Source organism: Coxiella-like endosymbiont (genome assembly GCF_002871095.1).
Lineage (GTDB): Bacteria > Pseudomonadota > Gammaproteobacteria > Coxiellales > Coxiellaceae > Coxiella.
The window spans coordinates 1-17753 of record NZ_NSHJ01000077.1 but is presented as its reverse complement, the minus strand read 5'-3'; the positions used below and the strand labels follow the sequence as shown (position 1 = coordinate 17753).

Genomic DNA, 17753 nt, shown 5'->3' with positions numbered 1-17753 from the left:
TAGTATATTGATATTCCTTAACTAGTATTTATTGCTTTCCAATCCATTTTAATTATTTTATAAAGACCTTTCTTAGCTTCCTTATGGGAAAACATTTGTATACTAAAAAAACTCTAGACTGAATATTAAGAATCAAATCTTCATTAGGGGGGGATGTTTTTCAACCGCTCTTATGATAGCTTTTATTCGCACTGGTTCACCCATAGTGGAGTAAATCAAGCGGTTTAGTTAATCCACTTGGAATTGTGATTTTTTTCTTAACTCTTGGAACAATACTCCTTCTACTATCAATTTATTTATACTTACAAAGTTCTCTCCTCCTTATCTTACAAAGTTAATAATGGGAATTTAGTTTATAACATTAAGATTCGGAGCAACAGCTATCCCTCTTTTTAGCTACTTTTAGCTCTTTTGATAGTTAATCTATGACATTAGAAAAAGTAGAGTATTTAATGTTCCCCCTTCATCCAAAACTCATGAAAGTGAATTGGCATAAAGTTGGTAAGCATACCAATTTCTTTACTCAAGCCATGTATTCGCGTATGACTCTTCAAAAATAGGAGTAAAAAAACAAACCATACAGACGTCTCTATTACTTATTGATGAAAATATAAAAAGGAAGCATATAAAAAAGGCTCTTAATCCTTTTTCTAAGCGCCCTGAAGCACATATAGCAAACTGCCATGGGATTTTTTTGGGGGGGAATAATTTTGGATGTGGATGATGGTATGTATAATCTAGAAAAAGAAAGGAATCACCTTATTACACTGGAAAGTATTAAAGGGCTTATATCTCACAATTTTCTTCTGTTATTGGTCATCGTGTCCTACTGCCATTGGAATTTTTAACGCCCTAGATTTACAAAGGATATGGAGCTTTATATTGTGTTGTGTCAGAGGAGAGTTTTATTGCCTCTTAAGTATTTTACTAACTTGGCCCCGATTATTATACTACCATAGGTTTAGAGGCTATTCTGTTAAAGATAATTTCTAAGATTAAATAACCTTTTAAACTAATCTTCTAAAAATAATAGTATAGGGATACACTTACTCATAAAAGTTATAAATTAAATAATTGATAATAATTTTCAGTAGTTTTTCGAGCAACTTCATCCAGAGAAATATTTTTTAATTTCGCAATAAATTTGGCTACATAAAACAGATATTGCGGTTCATTGTTTTTACCTCGAAACGGGACAGGAGCTAAATAAGGAGCATCCGTTTCAATCAGCATCTTTTCTAAAGGAATCCGTTTAGCAACTTCAGCCACATTTTTAGCATTATTAAAAGTCACAATACCAGAGAAAGAAATATAAAAACCTAAATCCATTGCTTGCTGTGCCATTTCCCAACTTTCTGTAAAACAATGTATCACTCCACGTACTGCTTTTGCATTTTCTTCCTGTATAATTTTAATGGTATCAACTTGAGCATTACGAGAATGGATAATTAATGGTTTAGAAAGTTTTACAGCTACTTGAATATGGCGACGAAAACGATCTCGCATCTTCTCTAAATCATCTTTATTTTTATGATAGTAGTAATCCAAACCTGTTTCACCAATGGCTATTACTTTAGGATGACTCGCTAGTTCAATTAATTCTGCTATAGAAGGTTCATACTCTACTTTTTCACTAGGATACAGGCCGACACTTGCAGAAACATTATGAAATTGTTCTGCAATTTCAATAACTCTTGGTGCATTTACTAGGTCAACACCTACACAGAGAATTTTTTCAACGCCAACAGTTTGCGCTTTTTCAATTAAAGGCTTTAATTGTCCATCATAGGGAGTTAAATCAACCATATTTAAGTGACAATGGGAATCAACTAACATGTATGAGTTTCCAACATCAAAAAAAAATCTTCTAAAAGTAATTGTAAGTTTACTGTTGTTGAGCTCCTAACCACCCTCCAAGTTTCTTGCAACCATTGTAATATTTCAAGTAATTTTTCCTGTGACAATAATAATGAAAATTCTTGTAAAAGAGGTAAATGATCTGTATTCAGAATAAAATCATGACAATTAAGCTGTAGACGCAAAACATCCATAAAAAAAATCATTATAATATACAGAATTAATTTAATATCTTTTTTAAATAAATCACCAACAAGCATCACCACTGATTCACGTTGCGTTACTGTGTTTATTAGTGACTTCAACAAAAAATCCTGCAATTCTAAATAATTTATCGATTCTAATTCTATCGCTTGTAATGGAGCGTAATTCGCTACTGCTAACAATTGCAGTGCTTTATTCTTATCTCCCTTAAGATGCGCTTTCACCCATTGAACCATTACTGGGTCAGAATAAGATTTAAATAGAATTCGTTGACATCGACTAACGACAGTTTGGGGTAAAGCTCCAAGCTGATGAGTAATTAAGATTAAGAGAACTTGTCCTAAAGGTTCCTCTAAAGTTTTTAAAAACCCATTAGCCGCTGCTCGATTCATTGCTTCAGCAGGTGAAAGAATCACTACTTGATAATGCCCCTCTTGAGAACTTTGATTGAGTACAGCAATGAGCTCATTAATTTGATCTACTTTAATAGTTTTACTTTTTTCTTCTATACTCACTTCAAAAAAATCTGGATGGTTTCCGACACGAAATAATTGGCAGCCTCGACATATCCCGCAAGCTTGTGTTTGATTTTGTTTACAAAGAATTAATTCTGCTAACGATTTAGCAAACCGTGATTTACCTACACCACGGTTACCGGTTAAAAGGAGAGCATGAGGCATCCGACCCTGCTTATAACGAGCTACAATTTTATCCCACTGCTTTCGTTGCCAGGGATAAATCATTTACTTTTTAGTCCTCTAATTTTACTGTAAGAAAAATCTGCTAATAGAGGATCGATTACCTGACGTAATTGCTCCTTAACTTCCGATAATTCCTGACCTGCATGAATGATTCGAAATCGTTTGGGATCACGTCGTGCTTGAGCAAGATAGCTCTCCCGCACTCGCTTAAAAAATCCCAGACCCTCTGTTTCAATGCGATCTCTCGCTCCGCGACTCTTTACGCGACTTAAACCTACCGAAATAGGTGCGTCCAACAAAAAAGTAAGATCCGGTTTTAAATTACCCTGAACCCATCGTGCTAATTCTTCAATGTGTTTAAATGCGATTCCACGGCCTCCACCTTGATAGGCAAAACTTGCGTCGGTAAAACGATCGGACAATACCCACTTCCCTTTCCGCAAAGCTGGTAAAACTACTTGTGCAATATTTTGTGCACGTCCTGCAAACATTAATAATAATTCAGTATCGGGGTACATCATTTCATTGTAATGATTGAGCAACACTTTACGAATAGCTTCGGCAATTGGCGTGCCACCTGGCTCTCGGGTAATGAGGTAAGGAATATCGTTATCCTCCAGGCACTCCCGAATATATCGGAGTGCTGTAGTTTTTCCTACCCCTTCAATTCCTTCGAAAGATATAAAAGGTCCTCGTTTATTATCCATATTTTTCTCGTAGTGATAAATAAAGTGTTACTCATGGTGAAATTGTAATCATTTCTTTATCATTCCGTTGGTATCTTTTTACTGCTTTACGGTGGGCTTGATACGTAACAGAAAATATATGGCTCCCATCTCCCCGAGCCACATAATAGAAGGTCCTCCCAGGAGTAGGATTGAGAGCAGCTAAAATAGATTCCCGCGATGGAATATCAATTGGAGTTGGAGGCAACCCATAATTTTGATAAGTATTATAAGGGGTATGAGAGACTAAATCTTCTTTGGTAATCGGTCTGTCGTAAGGTAGGCCCAATCCGTACAAAACTGTGGGATCTACTTGTAAAGGTATTCTTTTTTTTAAACGTCGTAAAATCACTCCAGCTATTTTAGGACGCTCTTTAGATAATGCAGCTTCTTTTTCTATTAAAGAAGCAACAATAAGTGCTTGATAAGAATTTTTATAAGGTAAATTCTTTGACCGACTGTACCAAGCCTTATTTAAAATTATTTTCATTCGATCGTAAGCTTGATGCAATATTTGAAAATCACTTTCCCCCCAATTGAAAAAATAAGTGTCAGGAAAAAATAGCCCTTCAGGATGTCCTTGAGTGTCTCCCAATTTTGCCATGATTTGTTGGTCACTCAGTTCATTAATCGTATGTACAATATGAGATTCAGCTGTTAACGCTTCTTTGACTTGACGAAAGGTCCATCCCTCAATAAATGTGACGCTTCCTTGTTTAACTTTTCCTGCTACAATATTATCTAATAATTTTTGTGCAGTCAAATTACGCGTAATCTGATACTCTCCTAATTTTAATAAAGGAGTATCTTTCGTAAATTGAGCTAATAAAATAAAAAGTTTTGGATGCTTTATAAAACCTCCTTGAAATAAATGATAAGCTAAATAACGAAGGCCAACTCCGGGTGGTATTTTAACTGTAGCCGCTTCTTGTCTTTCCCAATTAGTACAAATTGGCATATAAATAAAATGATACCACACAATTGTAAACCATGACCCCAAAATTAAAATAAACAGCATAGTAATAATAAAAACGGTTTTTTTAAATAAGGACATGAAATAAAGTTTAGACCTTTTTTAGCACTAAAGTACCATTAGTTCCTCCAAATCCAAAAGAATTTGACATTACTGTAGTAATGTTTATTTCCCGCGCTGTCTGAGGAACAAAATCTAAGTCACAGTCTTCATCGGGATGTTCTAAATTAATCGTCGGTGGCGCTACCTTATCTCGAATAGCTAAAACTGAAATTACTGTTTCAACTGCTCCCGCAGCCCCTAACATATGACCCGTCATTGATTTTGTAGAACTTATAACTAGTTTATAAGCATGATTCCCAAAAGTTTTTTTAATAGCCAGCGCTTCCAGATGATCTGCCGCCTGCGTAGAAGTGCCATGAGCATTAACATAATCTACTTCTTCAGCAGAAATCTTGGCATCTACTAAGGAATTTTTCATACAAGTGTAAAAACCCTCACCATCTGGAGCAGGCGCCGTCATATGGAAAGCATCTCCACTCATTCCAAAGCCAATCACTTCCGCATAAATTGGAGCTCCACGTTTTTTTGCATGTTTTAATTCTTCTAATACCACCGATGCCGCTCCTTCCCCTAACACAAAACCATCTCGATCCTTATCCCAAGGACGACTTGCTTTTTCTGGTTCATCATTTCTACTTGAAAGTGCCCGCGCTGCTGAGAATCCACCAATTCCCAAAGCCGTTGTAGCCATTTCGCTCCCTCCAGCTACCATAGCATCTGCATCATTATGAGCAATCATTCGGGCAGCATGGCCAATATTATGAAGACCTGTTGTACAAGCAGTAACGATGGAAATGTTAGGACCTTTTAAATTGTAGTTTATAGAAACTATCCCAGATGCCATATTAATAATGGCACCAGGAATAAAAAAAGGTGAAATTTTTCGGGGCCCATCACTCAATAAGGTTTGATGATATCTTTCAATCCAAGGCATCCCCCCAATCCCAGAACCAATAGCAACGCCTACTCGAGAAGGATTCGTTTCATCGACGACAAGCCCAGCATCTTCAATAGCTTGGCGAGATGCTTCCACAGCGAATTGAACAAAAACATCTGTTCTTCGAACTTCTTTAGGATCTAAAGATAGATGAGGATCAAAATTTTTTACTTCTGCTGCAATTTGTGTAGCAAAAGCAGATGCATCAAAGCGCGTAATACGAGATACTCCGCCCTTACCTTCTAAAAGGGCGGCCCACATATCCGGAACATTATTCCCTACTGGAGTTACTGCTCCTAAGCCTGTGATGACAACGCGTCGCTTCTCCAATTTACGCTCCTAAAAGACTAAGCAGAAAAATTATACCTTAAAAATTGATCAGTGAATAAAAAATTGATCAGTTAATCAGTAGATTCACTTACAGAATGCGATTTAATATAATCAATCGCTTGCTGAACGGTCGTAATCTTCTCAGCCTCTTCATCGGGGATTTCAGTATCGAATTGCTCTTCCAATGCCATCACCAACTCAACCGTATCTAAAGAATCGGCACCGAGATCATCTACAAAGGAAGCATCATTAGTGACTTCTTCCTCCTTTACTCCTAATTGTTCAATGATAATCTTTTTGACTCGTTCTTCAACTGTTGCCATATTTTTGGATCCCCTTCTTAAAAAACTAAATTAAATTAATTCAATTAATAGTAACATTTTGTTACTTGTATTCAATCGCTATACCATACACATTCCACCATTAATATGCAATGTTTCCCCAGTTATATATCCAGCTTCCTCAGAAGCTAAATAAATTGCAGCTTTAGCGATTTCTTCGGGACGTCCCATTCGTTTTATGGGTACACGAATCAAAATAGCTTCTTGTTGGTTTTTTGATAATGCGTCTGTCATTTCCGTTTTAATAAATCCAGGAGCGATACAATTGGCTGTAATTCCGTAAGCAGCATATTCTAAAGCGATAACTTTCGTAAGACCTATAAGACCAGCTTTAGCAGCAACATAATTTGCTTGCCCAGGATTTCCCATAATGGCTATGACCGAAGTAATATTGATAATCCGGCCCCACCGTTTCTTAAGCATTGTTTTTAAACACGCCTTAGTCAAATGGAAAACACCATTTAAATTAGTTTCAATAACAGATTCCCATTCTTTAGGTTTCATTCGCAGAAAGATATTATCACGAGTAATACCGGCGTTATTAATGAGAATATCTACCGAAGCGAAGTCTTCCTGAATCTTAGCTAAAATAGTTTTTATAGCGTCTGGATCACAAACATTTAAAACATACCCTTTTCCTTGTAGACCTTTTTCAGCCAAGATTTGAGTAATTTTATGAGCATTCTCTTCAGAAGTAGCTGTTCCAAGAACAATAGCTCCTTGAAGACCTGCTTCTTTAGCAATTGCTAATCCAATACCACGAGACGCTCCCGTGATTAATGTAATTTTCCCTTTAATAACCATACTTCGTATTCCTCTTTATTCAACTACTAAAAGTTTTTTTACTTCACTCGCTTTAGGGCGGCTAAAATTAGCTTTGTCGTTGTTAGTGGGAATGTTTCGCTTCGGTGTTCGATACGCTTATTTAAACCTGCTAATTTATTATCCGGCCCACACTCTCCAAAAAATTTTATTCCTCGCTTTACCATTTTTTGGATAGTTTCTACCCATCGTACAGGATCTACTAGTTGTTTTACCAATGCAGTGCGAATCGCCTCGGCCCCCTGATGTTCAGCTACATCTGTATTGTGGATCACAGGAATCTTAGGAGAAGTTACGGTGAGCCCAGCTAAATCCCGTGCAAGACGTTGAGCTGCCGACTGCATTAAAGGGGAATGCGAAGGCACACTGACAGGAATGCGTTTAGCAATTTTAGCACCCTCAGTTTTAGCTAACGCAAGAGCACGTTCCACAGCTAATGCATCTCCAGATATTACTGTTTGAAAAGGATCATTTAAATTGGCAGGCTTTAGGACTGCGCTTTGAGCCGATTTTTCGCATATCATTTCGATATGCGATTCATTTAAACCAATAATCACTCCCATTGCTCCTTCACCCACAGGTACCGCCTCTTGCATATAACGACCTCGACTTTCTACTAATTGAATAGCATCTGTAAATTTCACTGCTTTCGCACAAACTAAAGCCGCGTATTCCCCTAAACTATGACCAGCCATTGCTTGAGGTAAAGACCCTCCTAAATATTCCCAACACCGAAAAATAGCGACATCGACTACCAACAAAGCGGGTTGAGTAAATTGAGTTTGGTCCAGTTTTTCTCGAGGACCCTGTTGGATCAGTGCCCACAAATCATATCCCAGAACAGAAGATGCTTCCTGAAAGGTTTCTCTAACTAAAGGTTGTTCTTGGGCTAATTCTTGAAGCATCCCTAGATGTTGAGATCCTTGACCTGGAAATATTAAAGCAAATGGTAGAGGCATGTTTGTTATCTCTCCATTAATACTTTAATAGAGCAGCACCCCATGCTAATCCTGCTCCAAAGGCTTCTAACAATAAAGTTTCATCACGCTGGATTTTTCCAGATCTAACAGCAACGTCGAGCGCTAAAGGAATAGAAGCAGCAGAGGTATTTCCATGTTTTTCAATAGTTAAAATAACTCGCTCCAGGGGTAACCCAAGGCGTTTAGCTGTTGCTTGAATAATCCGCATATTAGCTTGATGAGGTATCAACCAATCAATATCTGATCTTTTAAGGCCGCTTTTTTCTACAGTTTCATCAACGATTTCTCCTAATTTCCTCACAGCCACTTTAAAAACCTCATTACCCCGCATACGTAAGGGAAACTTATTTAATTCATGATCCCATATAGGACTTTTACAAGTAATTAAGTCTGCGTAGTTGCCATTAGCGTGGAGAATCATTTTTAAGATTCCCGGTTCTTTATCAGCCTGCAAAATTACAGCTCCAGCTCCATCCCCAAATAAAATACAGGTACTTCGGTCTTCCCAATCCACTATTTTCGTTAGAGAATCTACTCCAATGAGTAAAACAGTTTTAGCACTACCTGTACAAATATATTGATCTGCAACACTTAATCCATATACAAATCCAGCACACGCCGCATTTAAATCAAAAGCAGGAATATCATCTCTTAAATTTAAATAGCGCTGAACTAAACAAGACGTACTTGGGAAATAATATTCTGCAGTAGCGGTTCCTACGATAACCATATCAATAGTGGAAGCGTCAATCTCAGACATTTCAATAGCACGTTTAGAAGCATTAACAGCCATCGTGGTAGTGTTATCACTGCTTGTGGCAATAATATGGCGCTCTCGTACTCCCACCCGTTGCATTATCCATTCGTCTGAAGTTTCTACCATTTTCTCCAAATCTTCGTTTTTGAGGATTTGTTTTGGGATATAGCTACCTACTCCCCGAATACGCGAATACATCATTAGGTTTTAGACCCCTTTGTTTCAAACCGCTTCAAGGCAAGCGTATTGCTCACTTTTTCTTTAATGAGCTGGGGAATATTTTTATCAACTTCAAAAATAGCTTCTTCCACAGCTGAAACGAAAGCATTTACATTGGCACTACCATGACTTTTTATCACAATTGCATTTAAGCCTAAAAAGGTTGCTCCATTATAACGTTCAGGATTAACTCGCTTTATTAAGCGTTTTAAAATAGGGATAGCCGGCAATACTGCTAATTTAGTCCATAAAGCCTTTTTAAAAGCTTTCCGTGCATATTGTGTAATTAATTTTGTTACACCTTCTGTGGCTTTTAATACTACATTTCCCACAAAGCCATCACAGACAACCACATCAGCAACATTATCAAAGATGGAATCACCTTCCACATACCCAATATAATTAATCGCTTCGCTTTTCTCAAAAAGCTCATTGGCCTTTTTTACTAGCTCGTTCCCTTTAATTTCTTCTTCACCGACATTAAGCAATCCCACTCTGGGGTTGGAGATGTTATCAGCAGCCGCTGCTAAAATAGATCCCATCACAGCAAATTGGTATAAATTTTCAGGTCTAGAATCAACGTTAGCACCCAAATCTAATACTCTAACTTCGCGTTCATTTTTAGTGGGAATCGAAGCAATAATAGCAGGGCGGTCAATACCTAATAAGGTTTTAAAAACATAACGGGCTGTTGCCATCAAAGCACCGGTATTACCCGCACTGACGCAAGCCTCTGCCCGACCTTCTTTTACTAAATTTATAGCCACTCGCATCGAAGAATCTTTCTTCGTCCGAAGCACTTGAGAAGGAACTTCGTCCATTGCTACCTCTTCAGTAGCATGCACAATTTCCCATCGATCCCCCACCCCTTTGCTACTCTCTGTTATTAAGGGACGAAGCTGCTCCTCTTTGCCCACTAAGAGAAGTTTAACATAGGGGTATTTTTTAAGAATCAAGAATGCTGCGGGCACAATAACTTTGGGACCGTAATCACCACCCATAGCATCCACTGCAATTGTCTTCACAATTAATGGTTACTCTTCGTTTTTGTAAGACTCTTCTGAAGTAATAATTTTACGGCCTTTATAATATCCTTCCGGACTAATATGATGCCATAAATGTGTTTCTCCCGTCACGGGATCTTTTGATAATACAGGAGCACGCAGATTATCATGCGAGCGACGCATACCGCGTTTTGAACGAGTTTTACGACTTTTTTGTACTGCCATTCTTTCTACTCCAAGAAATATAAAGGCAATATTGCTCGTACTTTGAAATCATCAGTAAGCTAAGCAATAATTTTTCTTTTATTATTTCTAATTAAAGTTACGCTCTTATCTATAATTAATTAATCACTAACAAGGTGTTCATAAGTTTGCGACAATCGCTTTATTTCTTCATAGTTTCTCAAAAGACTTATATAATTTATAATTTTACATTTATATCATAGCTCACTAATTCGCTACAACGCTCGAATTTGAATGTGAATCTAGATAAATATTTTAGATAAAACAAAGCCTAATTTTTAGGATAAACTCAACAGGAACCATTATACCACTTCCCTCGGATTCTTTAACCAAAATAAATAATGACCTTTATTACCTTAATAAAGGTAATTCACTTTTTTAGGTTATTCAACAATCGTAAAGCTTAAAGGGATTATTTCTTAAATATTAATTGATTATTTATTTAGTTAGTTTATTAAACTCTAATGAGTTAATGGTACATAAGAATAGGATAGATGTCAAATAACCACTAGTAACAAATGAACTACCGGCAATCCAAACTTTTCACAATGATAATCAAGAGCTTTAAACAGTAAATTAAGAATATTCGAAAACTAAAGTGTAAATTCATAATACCAAGTTTACTCTATTCAACAAGCTCGTAGATCTCTTAGAAATTTGCAATGAAACAATTCTTTTCGTATCTAAACTTACTACTTCACCATTTGGATTATCAAGGAATTACCTTAAAGTGTAGTAGATATATCAAAGGGAGGCGAAGATTTAACCTAATAATTACCCAGTTTCTAGAGAAACTCTAGCAAAAAAATTAAAATTAAAATTTAAGAAAATTATAGTTAAAATAGTCAAATGTGTAATTAAAATCATCAAATAAGTTCTAGTTTAGAAACATTTAAAAATGCCTATAAATCTACTCTTACTTGAGTTATTACTGATCAATAATTTAGAACTAAAGCACATAAAAATGCTACATAATAATTTGGATATTAAATAAAATCTAACCGATTAAAAATCTAGCCGATTAAAAACTAAAGTAATTTTAAAAGAGGATTAGCACATAACTATCACATAACTATATTGACACATATCAGATAATTATATTAAAAGATTTCCTGATTTTTGGAAAAAATAAAAAAGGTTATTTTAGTAAATATCAAAACCTTAAAACACAGTAATCCTTGCATTAAATCAATTGAGAACAAAAAAATTACAGTTTAATTATTAACTGTTTTTAAAAACAGACCGAAGATCAAAAAAATCCCTATCGCCAAAAACTATTTGCAACGACGTAAAAAAACTTTAGATAAGCTCAATTTAATCGCTGTTACTAGCTAATACAGGTAAAAATTATTGAATACTTTATTAAATTTGATATATTGATATCATGTAGAATTGTAGAATTCCTTATATGTCAAGGAAGTATTTCCTTACTCCAGTTTTTACATTTACTATCAAAGTGAATTTTCAAGTAAGTAATTATAAAAAAACTTATTCCTTTACCGTACATTTTTTCACAGAATGAAAAACTCATAATATCTCTATTCTTAGAAAGTCTTAGAAAGAAGTTGTGGTATAATATTTTAAAAGCAAACCAAATTATTAAAAAACTAAAAAATATTATATAATATTTTTTATTTTTTTAGATAGAACGTGAATTTTACAAAAATCATAGCGCAATTAAAGCTTCTTTAAAAGCTTAATTAGCTAAACTAATTTACTTTATTAAAGTAAAGATATTCAAAAAAATATGCAAGGGAGATTGATCCTTTCATACAAAACAATACTAATAAATTTTACTCCATTGAAAACAATGTAAAGTAGCCCAAGAAAAAGATTATGAATATCTTTTCTATGTCAATAGCTTTAAACAAGGACCCCCTCACAAAAAAAAGATTTAATAAATACATCCCTGAATCTCAGCAATATATTGATAAGTAGTCGTTGTAAGGTATTTTTATAAATCTCATTATAGTTACCGTACTTAAAATGATTTTTTCGTAACTATTCATTAATACACAACTATTGAATTCTGAATCTCTCTATTTTAAAATCTTAAGTAAATGCAACAAATCAGTATCCAAAAGCGCACAAACGCCTAAGACACGACTATCCCAACGACACGTAATTCCGGCAGAATGTAAAAATAATCGTCTCAATCCCAAGATCTTCATTTTCTGGTTAAAAACTTTGTCTCCATATTTTTTATCTCCTGCAATAGGATGACCTATATAAGCGGCATGGACTCGAATTTGATGAGTACGACCTGTTAAAGGTCGCGCTTCCAAAAGTGTAGAATTTGAATAAGAAAAAATTGGTCGAAAAAGAGTCACGGCTATTTTTCCATTTTCATCAATGTTTACCATCCTCTCACCACTTCTCAAAATATTCTTTTTTAAAGGAGCTGCGACTTGTCTTGCTCTTCCTTGCCACAACCCCTTCACCAACAAAAGGTATTGCTTTAAAACCTTCCGTTGACTGAGTAAACTATGAAGTGCGACAAGAAGGCTACGTTTCTTGGCCACAACCAAGCAACCAGATGTTTCCCGGTCTAGCCTATGTACTAATTCTAACAATTGATTTTTAGGCCACATTATACGTAATATTTCGATTAGACCTCCATTAATTCCACTTCCTCCGTGTACAGGTAAGCCAGCAGGTTTATCAATGACTAATAAATCAGATTCTTCGAGAAGAATACGCATTCTAAGTGATATTAATAAAGATTTATCAGGTGCTAATGGTTTTTTTACAGTTAATTGGTACAAAGGGGGTACACGTACCAAATCGCCAATCATAAGTCGATAATCAATACTGACCCGTCTTTTGTTTACTCTTACTTCACCCTTTCGAATAGCACGATAAATCCGAACCGAAGGAATCCCCTTTAAACGACTCATTAGAAAATTATCTAATCGTTGCCCAGAATGAGAATCATCGATTATAATGTGAGTTTGGATCAAAATAAGATCCTATAAGTTACAAATTATAAATTATATAGTTTTATAAAATAAAGCCTGCTATAGTCAGGCTATCCGTCATGATAGCATGAGATAGAAATATGAGAAATTAGTGCTAAAAAAGCTATCTGTATCAATTTAATCCTGTTATCCCCCACAAGGGATCTGTAGAATAACATAAGTTTTATACTTTGGGTTTTGGTTTTAATTCACAGAAATGACACTCAATAAAAACGCAAACTTCCACCTGGAAAATTATAGATTTTATCATGTACTAGAAACAATAGAACGAAGATAATGATTTGGTATTTAACACGGCGCTCCCAAGAGCAGTTTCTCCGTAAACTTCCAAGCCCAAGCTTGCGGTTGAGCGCCATAAAAGAAGAATAGGTTAAACAAATGAAAAGAATGCTGATTAACGCAACTCAGCTAGATGAAGTGCGTGTAGCAATTACTGAGAATTCTAAATTAATTGATCTTGATATTGAAATCCCTGGCCAAGAACAAAAAAAATCCAATATCTATAAAGGTATTATTACCAGTATTGAACCGAGCTTAGGAGCAGTATTTGTTAATTATGGTGGTGAACGACATGGATTTCTCGTTCTAAAAGAAATTTCCCGGGAGTATTTTCTTCAAGATACCTCACAAGAGCTTGATACCATTGATATCAATCGAATCCTTAAAGTTGGTCAAGAGCTCGTCGTTCAAGTCGAAAAGGAAGAACGGGGCACAAAAGGAGCAGCACTAACCACATTTATCAGTTTAGCAGGATCTTTTTTAGTTCTAATGCCTAACAATCCACGGGCCGGTGGTATTTCACGTCAAATTGAAGGGGAAGAACGTGATCAATTACGTGAAACTATTACGCAATTGAGCCTTCCTGAAGGAATGGGCTTAATTGTACGAACTGCAGGGCTTGGACGAGCAAAAGAAGAACTTGAGTGGGACTTAAAAATTTTATTAGGATATTGGGAAGCTATTAAACAAGCAGCAGTAGCTAAACCAGGTCCTTACCTTATTCATCAAGAAAGCGATGTAATCATTCGCGCTATTCGTGATTACCTACGTCAGGATATTGAAGAAATCCTTATTGATAATGAGCAATCCTATCAAAATGTTTGCTATTATATCAGTCAAGTTCGCCCCCAGTTCATTGAGCGTTTAAAGCTTTATCAGGATCAATTACCTCTCTTTAGTAAATTCCAAATCGAACAACAAATTGAAAATGCTCACCAGCATGAAGTCCGCCTGCCATCCGGGGGATCGTTGATTATTGATCACAGCGAAGCACTCGTAGCCATTGATATTAATTCAGGACGAGCTACTCGAGGAGCAAGTATTGAAGAAACAGCACTTTCCACAAATTTAGAAGCCGCTGAAGAGATTGCTCGTCAATTGCGTATTCGCGATATCGGTGGGCTCATTGTTATTGATTTTATTGATATGACACCTATTCGTAATCAGCGAGAGGTTGAAAATTGTTTACGTACTGCTTTAAAGCAAGACCGTGCTCGTATCCAAATTGGACGAATTTCGCGATTTGGTTTATTGGAAATGTCTCGCCAGCGGTTACGTTCTTCTCTGACTCGATCAACCCAAATAGCCTGCCCTCGCTGTGATGGTGAAGGCAGCATTCGCAGTATAGAATCCCTGGGGCTTTCAATTATTCATTTAATTCAGGAACAAGCTTCTAAAGCTAACAATATCCATTTTCAATTACAGGCACCTGTGGATTTAGCCATTTATTTAATTAATGAAAAACGAAAAATCTTAAGAGATATTGAAAAATATTATCCTGTAAAAATAACGATTATCTCTAATCAATACATGGAAACGCCACTTTATCAATTAAAGCAGATTAAAATTGATCCGGCAAGTCTGGAACACGGCAAAGGGATGCCAAGTTATAAATTAGCCAAAATTTTTAAAACTGAAACGCCCCTTAAAAAAGAAATTAAAACTCCACCAGCAGCACCGGTAATTCAACAATTTTTACCTACAGAAAAAAACCCTCTAACTCCAAAAACAACAGCCACCATCAGTAAAACACCCAGAAGCGGCTTATTTAAACGCTTAATGGCAAAAATGTTTGGTATAGAAACTGAAGAAGAAGTAAAATCTTCTCATAGAGAAGACCTATCTCATCATCCTGCACAGGTAAAGATCACACAATCCCTTCGAAGAAGGGGAAGAAAACACTATTTACAAGAACGTTCTCGTATATCCTCATTTAATAAGGAAATTCCTCCTCATCTTCAATCGGGAGGTGGAACCACTACCAAACGCCATTATCCTCGAAACGAGCATAGCAACTATTCACGTCGTCGGGGTACTCGAGGTGGGCGTCAAGATCATTATCGAAATGGTGTCCAAGAAGGTGGTCATTCTAAACACCACATACAACAACAGTCGAGAGGGGGGGATTCCTCGTCGTCTCCCCCCCTTTTACCCTTTATGGACTCTGCATTTGAACATTCTTCGGAATATCCAAAATGGAGTACTACTAACAAAAATTTTTACCCAGAAAACAAGCACAATACTACTAATAAAATTTTTTAAGGAAGAGGATAATAAATAGTAGAGGGAATTAATAACTCACCAGAGAAAAAATCATGTTCCCTAAAAGGTGTGTGATGCTTAGTAAGAAGAATTTTTTAAGAACAGGAATTTCTTTTCTCCCCCTCAATGAGGGGGAGAAAAGTAATATGATCGAAGATATTTTCCATTTCTAAAAAAAAATTCTAGCAGACGCAGCAGAATAAAAAACGCAAAATTAATAGCACCACAGTTATGAAAGCCATTCACTCAAATCAGGTACCCGCTTTCTCTTTCCACAAAGAAAGCTTTATTGCGTGTGATATTTTTAATTGCCTCCACAAGGAGTTGTATTTTTAAATCACTATCATCTAGTCAACCAATAAAAAAATCTTTATAGGGGGGGGAAATAATATTTTTTAAGCTCGCTGGTTTTTATCACGCTCATCATACAACCTTTCTAATCGTTTTAATCGTTTTTCGAATTTATCGAGTTGCCAAAACCTAATGACACTTTTATGCCATTCACGACTGGGTTGCATTCCTGTACCTGATGAATACACCCCCGGCTCAATAATTGATTTTTGGATCATGCCCATACCCGTAATAACGACGTTATCACAAATATTGATATGGCCATTAAGACCTGCACCTGCACCAATCATGCAATGGCGTCCAATAGTGGTGCTTCCAGCAATACCAGCACAACCAGCAATTGCTGTATGATCTCCTATGTGAACGTTATGGCCAATCATAATTAAATTATCTAATTTAACACCATTTCCGATTACTGTATCTTCAAGTGCTCCTCGATCAATTGTGGTATTAGCTCCAATTTCTACATCATCTCCAATGACTACTCGTCCCACTTGAGGAATCTTGATCCATCGATGTTCTTCAGCATCTTTAGCTAAACCAAATCCATCTGCACCAATAATTACACCACTGTGAAGAATATTTCGATCACCTATAATGGTGTGATGATATAAAGTTACTCGATTATACAAAACACAATCTGAACCTAGTTGACTAGAATAACCAATACTCGTTCCTGCTCCGATAATAGTTCGAGAACCAATTACTACTTCATCTTCTATGACAGCATAAGCCCCAACGTGCACGCTAGGATCGATTTGACACTGCTCTCCGATAACAGCAGTGGGATGAATCCCTGGCTTTGGTCTCACGTCAGGTCGTAATAAAGCTAATAGTTTAATAAATCCTAGCTTAGGATCCGGCATAATAAGGGCGTTTATAGGACAGTTTTTTGCTAACTTATTATCTAATAATAATGCTGAGGCTTTTGTTTTATTTAAATATTTTTGATACTTTCGATTTGTAAGGAAACTTATTTCTCCAGGCTGAGCGTTCATAATTGAAGCGATATTATGAATTTTACAATCCCCATAGCCTTTTACTGTGGCACCGATAGCGTTTGCTAATTCGTTAAGTGTATAAATCACTTTCAATGTAATCACAAATACAAGGTTATTTCAATTTAGCAATCACATCTGAGGTGATATCTTTAGTATCTCTCGCATAGAGTACGGTATCTTTTGGTAAAACCAAATCCACTTTCTCTTCTTCAGAAAGAGCTCTTACAACACCTGAAATTTTTGTCATAAATTCAAACATAGCTTTATTCTGTGCATTATATAATTCTTGATGAAATTTAAGTTGTGCTTGCTGAAATTCCTTTTGTTTTTGATCAATTTTATTTTTTAGCTCTTGCTTTTCTTTGTCACTCATCACTGCTTCATTGCGTTGAAATTTTTTAGTATCTTCTTGCAAAGATTTACCTAAATTAATAATTCTTTCACGTTGTGGTGAAAATTCTTTTTCAAGTTGTGTATTGATGTTTTTAACCTGCGATGGTGATGCTTGAAAAATTTGCCGTATATCCACTGTTCCTACTGTTTGCCCAATACTAGCTCCTACCCAACTTATTGATACTAATACATAGGCAGCTACAAATAAGCGTTTTGTCATGACCTTCTCCTTAAAATAAAGTAACATCAATTATAGTGCAGGTTCATATCTAAACAAAGCTCTGATTTAATTTTTCTCTTACTAAGCTTATCCCCTCCAAAAAAATGAAATGC

At 36.0% G+C, this 17753-nt stretch carries 16 protein-coding genes; 2 read left to right on the top strand and 14 right to left on the bottom strand.

Annotated elements, in window-relative coordinates; translation table 11 throughout:
• Positions 1-425 precede the first annotated feature (425 nt).
• A complete protein-coding gene (locus CLERM_RS04105; RefSeq protein ID WP_256385303.1) occupies positions 426-560 on the top strand; it encodes a hypothetical protein in 135 nt (44 codons plus the stop codon).
• A 499-nt stretch (positions 561-1059) separates the two neighbouring features.
• On the opposite strand, the gene CLERM_RS00770 is transcribed toward CLERM_RS04105, so the two are convergent.
• The 12 genes from CLERM_RS00770 to CLERM_RS00715 form a co-directional block, all read right to left on the bottom strand.
• Complete coding sequence (locus CLERM_RS00770) at positions 1060-1836, bottom strand: TatD family hydrolase (RefSeq protein WP_102156707.1); 777 nt, start codon at positions 1834-1836, stop codon at positions 1060-1062.
• The gene (locus CLERM_RS00765; protein ID WP_102156706.1) at positions 1830-2804 is read right to left on the bottom strand and encodes a DNA polymerase III subunit delta'; all 975 of its coding nucleotides are present in this window, start codon (positions 2802-2804) and stop codon (positions 1830-1832) included. The genes CLERM_RS00770 and CLERM_RS00765 overlap by 7 nt, the downstream gene beginning before the upstream one ends.
• A complete protein-coding gene (gene tmk / locus CLERM_RS00760; RefSeq protein WP_102156705.1) occupies positions 2801-3469 on the bottom strand; it encodes a dTMP kinase in 669 nt (222 codons plus the stop codon). Before tmk ends, CLERM_RS00765 begins: the two co-directional genes overlap by 4 nt.
• A 31-nt stretch (positions 3470-3500) precedes the next feature.
• Complete coding sequence (gene mltG / locus CLERM_RS00755; protein ID WP_102156704.1) at positions 3501-4541, bottom strand: endolytic transglycosylase MltG; 1041 nt, start codon at positions 4539-4541, stop codon at positions 3501-3503.
• Positions 4542-4551: 10 nt separating this feature from the next.
• Entirely contained in the window at positions 4552-5790 is a 1239-nt protein-coding gene (fabF, locus tag CLERM_RS00750; protein WP_102156703.1) for a beta-ketoacyl-ACP synthase II, read from the bottom strand.
• Positions 5791-5861: 71 nt separating this feature from the next.
• Complete coding sequence (gene acpP / locus CLERM_RS00745; protein WP_100622882.1) at positions 5862-6113, bottom strand: acyl carrier protein; 252 nt, start codon at positions 6111-6113, stop codon at positions 5862-5864.
• A gap of 78 nt (positions 6114-6191) precedes the next feature.
• Positions 6192-6935 carry a 3-oxoacyl-ACP reductase FabG gene (gene fabG, locus CLERM_RS00740; protein WP_102156702.1) on the bottom strand — a complete coding sequence of 248 codons (744 nt, stop codon included), beginning with the start codon at positions 6933-6935 and terminating at the stop codon, positions 6192-6194.
• 38 nt (positions 6936-6973) lie between these two features.
• The gene (gene fabD / locus CLERM_RS00735; RefSeq protein ID WP_102156701.1) at positions 6974-7912 is read right to left on the bottom strand and encodes an ACP S-malonyltransferase; all 939 of its coding nucleotides are present in this window, start codon (positions 7910-7912) and stop codon (positions 6974-6976) included.
• A 16-nt stretch (positions 7913-7928) separates the two neighbouring features.
• Positions 7929-8891 carry a beta-ketoacyl-ACP synthase III gene (locus CLERM_RS00730; protein ID WP_102156700.1) on the bottom strand — a complete coding sequence of 321 codons (963 nt, stop codon included), beginning with the start codon at positions 8889-8891 and terminating at the stop codon, positions 7929-7931.
• On the bottom strand, positions 8891-9937 hold the full coding sequence (gene plsX / locus CLERM_RS00725) for a phosphate acyltransferase PlsX (protein ID WP_102156699.1): 1047 nt from the start codon (positions 9935-9937) through the stop codon (positions 8891-8893). The genes CLERM_RS00730 and plsX overlap by 1 nt, the downstream gene beginning before the upstream one ends.
• 6 nt (positions 9938-9943) lie before the next feature.
• Positions 9944-10138, bottom strand: a complete 195-nt coding sequence (gene rpmF / locus CLERM_RS00720) for a 50S ribosomal protein L32 (RefSeq protein ID WP_102156698.1) — start codon at positions 10136-10138, stop codon at positions 9944-9946.
• Between the two features lie 2057 nt (positions 10139-12195).
• Positions 12196-13116, bottom strand: a complete 921-nt coding sequence (locus tag CLERM_RS00715; protein WP_236905102.1) for an RluA family pseudouridine synthase — start codon at positions 13114-13116, stop codon at positions 12196-12198.
• A gap of 396 nt (positions 13117-13512) precedes the next feature.
• Between CLERM_RS00715 and CLERM_RS00710 the strand changes: the two genes are divergently transcribed.
• Complete coding sequence (locus CLERM_RS00710; RefSeq protein WP_420838471.1) at positions 13513-15675, top strand: Rne/Rng family ribonuclease; 2163 nt, start codon at positions 13513-13515, stop codon at positions 15673-15675.
• A gap of 395 nt (positions 15676-16070) precedes the next feature.
• Here CLERM_RS00710 and lpxD read toward each other — a convergent pair whose 3' ends face one another.
• Entirely contained in the window at positions 16071-17126 is a 1056-nt protein-coding gene (lpxD, locus tag CLERM_RS00705) for a UDP-3-O-(3-hydroxymyristoyl)glucosamine N-acyltransferase (protein WP_102156619.1), read from the bottom strand.
• 13 nt (positions 17127-17139) lie between these two features.
• Positions 17140-17640, bottom strand: coding sequence for an OmpH/Skp family outer membrane protein (locus CLERM_RS00700; RefSeq protein WP_102156618.1), 501 nt, complete (start codon positions 17638-17640; stop codon positions 17140-17142).
• Positions 17641-17753 lie beyond the last annotated feature (113 nt).